We start from the raw sequence: 5,309 nt of genomic DNA, 5'->3' as shown, positions 1-5,309 counted from the left end.
ACCTCACGGCAACAAGTCATCAGCCACACCCCATCGCACTGGGCATCCGGAGCACTAACCCCGAACAACATCAACCTTAGGGACACGTCATGACCGCCACCGCTCCCACGGCCCCGACTGCACCAGGGGTGCGGTCCTGGTGGGGCATTCCGTATGCCACCGCCGAGCGGTACCGCCGTCCCGTGGTCGCGGGCTTCGATCCGGACCGTTCCCATGACCGCAAAGGCGTCGTCTCCATCCAGCCCGACAGCGGCGACTGGCTCGAAGCGGACAGCGGGATGGGTGAAGACTGCCTGAACCTGAACGTGTGGGCTCCCGAGCAGCCGGTGTCGAACGCGCTGCCGGTGGCCGTGTACGTCCACGGCGGCGGATTCGAATACGGCGCGAACACGCAGATCACCTCGAACGCCGCCGGTCTCGCCGCGACAGGACGCGTCGTGGGCGTGTCGGTCAACTACCGGCTCGGCGCACTAGGTGCGCTCTCGCTCTCGCAGTACGGCGGACGGCTCGCCGAGGCCAGCAACCTCTTCCTGCAGGACATCATCGCCGCGCTCACCTGGGTCAAGCAGAACATCGCCCACTTCGGCGGTGACCCCGACAACGTCACGGTCTACGGCCACAGCGCCGGCGCCTACTCCACCTTCGGGCTGCTCGGCGCCTCCTCCGCCAACGGCCTGTACCGGCGCCTGGCGGGCTTCTCCGGCGGGCCCGCTCGTATCGTCCCGGCCTGGTGGGCAGAGGAGCTCGCGCACCGGTTCGTCACCGAACTCGGCGTCGCGGACAACCCCGACAAGCTGATCGACCTCGACGCGACCTCCCTGATGGCCGCCCTGCGCAAGGTCTGCCCGACGGATCTCGGCGTCCGCGGCGGGGTGGACAACCAGGCCACCGGTGTCGTCCTGGACACCGGGCAACCCGGCTCGGTGGTGCACGCCCACCCCATGGACGTCCTGGCCTCGGGCGCGCACCGCGATGTCGACATGCTGCTGAGCATGGCCAGTGACGACATGGGCTGGTGGGTGGCGAACGACCTGGACCGGTTCGACCCGCGCACGCTCGGTCGTGTGACCGACGAGGTCGCGGGGTGGCGCATTCCCCGCTCCCGCGCGAAGAAGATCGTCGACACCTACGACCAGGACGGCCACACTCCGGCCGAAGTCCGCGCCGCGGTCATGGCGGACTACCTCTTCGCGCTCCCCGCGGCCCGTGGGGCCCTGGCCCATGCCGCCGCGGGCGGCACCGCTCGTCTCCTGATGATCGGGCCCGCCGAGGGAGCACCCGCCGTGCACGGTGGCGAGATGCACGCCCTGGTCGGCCAGGAACAACCAGGCCGCAGCGCGGACCAGGCCGAGCGTGACACGCGTATCCGCGACATCGTGCTCGACTTCGTCACCGGCGAGCAGACCCGCCTGTGGCCCGCGGTCACGGACCGGCCCACCTCGGAAAGCGTCGGCCACCCGCCCTTCGAGGCCGGTGCCCACTACCAGGCGGCCCTCGACCTGTGGGACGGCATCGACCGCCCTTGAGGTCAGCGGGCCGGTACCGAGATGCAGAACTTCGCAGGGAACGAACAGAGCAAGGAGCTTGGCATGAGCCATGCCGTACAGGCGACGATGCGGGCCGTCGTCGTCACCCGGCCCGGAGGCCTCGACGCACTGGAGATCAAGGACGTGCCGGTGCCCGTGCGCAAGCCCGGCTGGGTGCGGATCAAGGTGAAGGCGTTCGGCGTCAACGAGTCCGAGGTCACCACGCGCAAGGGCGAGTCGAGCCCGGAGGTCACCTACCCACGCGTGCCTGGCATCGAGGGCGTCGGCGTGGTCGACGAGGCCGACGAGGACAGCGGGCTGCGGCCGGGACAGCAGGTGGCCACGATGATGGGCGGCATGGGCCGCTCGTACGACGGCGCGTACGCCCAGTACGTGACCGTCCCCGCAGCGCAAGTCATTCCGTTCGAGACCGGCCTGCCGTGGGATGTCGTCGGTGCGCTGCCGGAGATGTTCCAGACCGCGTACGGCTCCCTCGCCACCGGCCTCGGCCTGCAGGCGGGGCAGACGCTGCTGATCCGCGGCGGCACCTCCACGGTCGGGCTCAGCGCGGCCACGATCGCCAAGGACCTCGGAGCCACCGTGTTGTCCACCACCCGCAGCCCAGAGAGGGCCGGGGAACTGCGGGCCGCGGGCGTCGACCATCCCCTCGTCGACAACGGCACCATCGCCGACCAGGTGCGCGAGCTGATGCCGGACGGTGTCGACGCCGTACTGGAGCTGGTGGGCTGCTCAGTCCTCGCCGACACCCTCCGCACCGTCCGCCGGTACGGCACCGTCTGCTTCACCGGAGCCCTGGCAGGCCAGTGGACGATCTCCGACTTCACCCCGTTCATGATCCCCAACGGGGTGCGGCTGACCTCCTACGACGGGCAGGCCGCCGACCTCCCGGCTGACGTCTTCGCCCACCAGCTCCAGGCCATCTCCGCAGGGCGCCTCACAGTCCCGGTCGCGAAGGTCTACCACGGCCTCGAGCAGGTCCGTGACGCCCAGGCCGACCTCGAGTCCGGCACCACGCCGGGCAAGCACGTCGTCGTCCTCACCGACTGACCGGCTGACGGTCGACGTAGAGCCCGAACGAACTTCTTGCTTTTAGATCAGGAGAATCCTTGTGCAGCACAGGACACTCGGCACCCAGGGCCTGACCGTCTCGGCGATCGGCTACGGCTCGATGGGCCTGACCATGGGCTATGGCCCCGGTGACGAGGAGGCGGGCATCGCCGCCATCCACCACGCCCACGAGCTGGGCGTAACCTTCTTCGACACCGCCGAGCTCTACGGCTGGGGCACGGGCAACAACGAGGTTCTGCTCGGCAAAGCCGTGAGCGACTTCCGCGACGAGGTCGTGCTGGCCACCAAGTTCGGCTTCGCACGGACCGAGCAGGGCCTGGGCCTCAACAGCCGCCCGGACAACATTCGCACAGTCACCGACAACAGCCTGCGCTACCTGGGCGTTGACCAGATCGATGTCCTCTACCAGCACCGCGTCGACCCGGACGTGCCGATCGAGGACGTCGCGGGCACCGTCGAGGAACTGATCGACGCGGGCAAGGTCAAGTACTTCGGCCTCAGCGAGGCCGGCCCGCAGACCATCCGTCGCGCGCACGCCGTCCAGCCGGTCTCGGTCCTGCAGACCGAGTACTCGCTCTTCGAGCGCGACGTCGAGCAGCTCTTCCCCGTCCTCCACGAGCTCGGCATCGGCTTCGTCCCCTACTCGCCCCTCGGGCGCGGCTTCATCACCGGTACCGCGAAGCCCGCGGGACAGTACGACGCCACCGACATGCGCAACACCGACCCGCGTTGGCAGCCTGGCAACTTCGAGAAGAACGTCGAAGCGGTGGAGCGACTGGGCCGGCTGGCCATTGCCAAGAACATCACCGTCTCCCAGCTCGCCCTGGCCTGGCTGCTCGCCCAGGGCGAGCACATCGTCCCGATCCCGGGCACCCGGAGCGCCGCCCGCGTGGAGGAGAACGCCCTCGCGGCCGACGTCGAACTCACCGAGGCCGATCTCTCAGCGATCCGCGAGATCCTTCCGACCGGCGGATTCGGCGCCCGCTATGCGGAAGAGCACGCCCCCGACTGGGTCTGACCCCACTCCCCGCTCACGGTTGGGTCGTGGCTTCGCGGGCCGCGAAGGCTGCCGGGGTGAGACCGGTGCGGTCGCGGAAGAAGCGGCCGAAGTTCGTGGGATCGGTGAAGCCGAGGTGAGCGGCCACGGTCCGGGCATCCCACCGGGCGCCTCCCAGCAGGCGCCGGGCTTCGAGCAGCCGCCGCTCGTTGATGAGCTCACGCACCCCTCTGCCGGTGACGTCCTGGGCGGCGCGGCTGAGGGTGCGGACCGAGCAGCCGAGCAGTGCGGCGTAGTCGGCGGCCCGGTGCAGTTCGCGGAAGTGCAGCTCCAGGGTGTCCACGAACCGTCCGTAGGTGTCACTTCGGGCCCTGCCGGCCGTCGTGTCGGCGGGGGCGATGCCGTGGGCGTTGGCGAGGCGCAGCAGCAGCGATTCGAGCAGGCTGCGACGCAGGGCGTGGTGGACATCGAGAGGGCGGCGCCCGAGCGCCCGGTGTTCGTCCAGCAGCTGGAGTGCCGTCTGCTGGAGCCAGGCGACGTCATCGGGGTGCGGGCTCAGCACGGCAGGGGCCTCGTGCGCGGTGAGCGGGGCCAGGAGGTGAGCGGTGCCGGGCATCAGCACGTCCGGCTCGAACAGGATGAACGGCCCGCGGGCGGCGCCGGGCGGATGCCAGCACTGCGCGTGCCCGGGACGCACCCACAGCCACTGACCGGGAGCGACCGTCCGCGTGACGTAGTCGACATCGTGCAGCAGCTCACCCTCGGTGACCAGGATGAGGTAGTGAAAGGTCGCGCGACCCGGAACGGGCGGGTTCCACGGCCAGTCGTCGTGCTGGGCGAAGAAGTCCTCGACGGTAGTCACCTCGAGCCCGTACGGAGTGCCGACCGGGGGCTGGAAACCGTACAGCCGAACCGCGGCCGGTCCAGCCTGACCGCGCGTGCGGGAGTGTCGCTTGTGGACCATCACGTGTCCGCAGCTTACTGCCCGTTTCTGCATGTTTCAGGGAAAGGATGGGTTGTGTCGCCGGGACCGCGCGGCGCGCCCTCCGCGTCGTTCGATGCCACAACCCGTCACCACCCGAGGAGGCAACGCCCCATGAACGGATCGATCCTGCAGAAGACCGCCGCTGACTGCGCCGAGGAACTTCCCGGAGCCCGGCTGGGGCATCCCTTCGGCCCTGACTGGGAAGTCTTCAAGGTACGAGGCAAGGTGTTCATGCTGATGACCGAGATCCCGGGGCGTCCCGTCGTGATCCTCAAGGCAGACCCCGGCGAGGCCCTTGCCCTACGGGAACACAACAGCCACATCACCCCCGGCTACCACATGAACAAGAAGCACTGGATCACGCTGGAGGGCGGAGACGGCGTCACCAAGGAGTTCGTCAGGGAGCTCGTCACCGACTCCTACAGGCTCGTCGTCGCTCACCTGCCCAAGGCAGAACAGCCCGTCGACCCGCACACCTGCGGCAGCGCAACGCGGGCGGCCCGGTGAGCGCGGAGTTCGCATCGGTGCGACATGCGCCAAGGCTTGCTTCTCGGCGGTCTCGCCGGAGAAAGGATCTACTGAGCAGTGGTGGGTTTGTTGGTCCCGGTGAGTTGGCGGCGGAGCGCCTGCCAGAGGCGGGTATCCGACAGAGGACGCCGGAGGTATGCGGTTATCGTGATGGGGACGCCGTCCACGCGCCCGGTCACCTCGG

General features: G+C 69.3%; 5 protein-coding genes. 4 read left to right on the top strand and 1 reads right to left on the bottom strand.

Annotation, left to right across the window (positions count from 1 at the left end):
- Positions 1 to 89: 89 nt before the first annotated feature.
- The 3 genes from ABZ345_RS47325 to ABZ345_RS47315 all read left to right on the top strand — a co-directional run bounded on the left by ABZ345_RS47325 (position 90) and on the right by ABZ345_RS47315 (position 3,633).
- A complete protein-coding gene (locus ABZ345_RS47325) occupies positions 90 to 1,526 on the top strand; it encodes a carboxylesterase family protein (protein WP_359862334.1) in 1,437 nt (478 codons plus the stop codon).
- Between the two features lie 63 nt (positions 1,527 to 1,589).
- A complete protein-coding gene (locus ABZ345_RS47320; protein ID WP_359862332.1) occupies positions 1,590 to 2,594 on the top strand; it encodes a zinc-binding dehydrogenase in 1,005 nt (334 codons plus the stop codon).
- A 61-nt stretch (positions 2,595 to 2,655) separates the two neighbouring features.
- On the top strand, positions 2,656 to 3,633 hold the full coding sequence (locus tag ABZ345_RS47315; RefSeq protein ID WP_359862330.1) for an aldo/keto reductase: 978 nt from the start codon (positions 2,656 to 2,658) through the stop codon (positions 3,631 to 3,633).
- Positions 3,634 to 3,646: 13 nt separating this feature from the next.
- Here ABZ345_RS47315 and ABZ345_RS47310 read toward each other — a convergent pair whose 3' ends face one another.
- A complete protein-coding gene (locus ABZ345_RS47310; RefSeq protein WP_359862328.1) occupies positions 3,647 to 4,474 on the bottom strand; it encodes an AraC family transcriptional regulator in 828 nt (275 codons plus the stop codon).
- Positions 4,475 to 4,708: 234 nt separating this feature from the next.
- On the opposite strand from ABZ345_RS47310, the gene ABZ345_RS47305 reads away from it, so the two are divergent.
- The gene (locus ABZ345_RS47305) at positions 4,709 to 5,104 is read left to right on the top strand and encodes an MmcQ/YjbR family DNA-binding protein (protein ID WP_359862326.1); all 396 of its coding nucleotides are present in this window, start codon (positions 4,709 to 4,711) and stop codon (positions 5,102 to 5,104) included.
- The last annotated feature ends 205 nt before the right edge of the window (positions 5,105 to 5,309 follow it).

Origin of the sequence: Lentzea sp. NPDC005914 (assembly GCF_040629405.1) — a bacterium.
Classification (GTDB): domain Bacteria; phylum Actinomycetota; class Actinomycetes; order Mycobacteriales; family Pseudonocardiaceae; genus Lentzea.
Note: the sequence above shows the minus strand (reverse complement) of the source record. Positions and strands in the feature narration are given on the sequence as shown.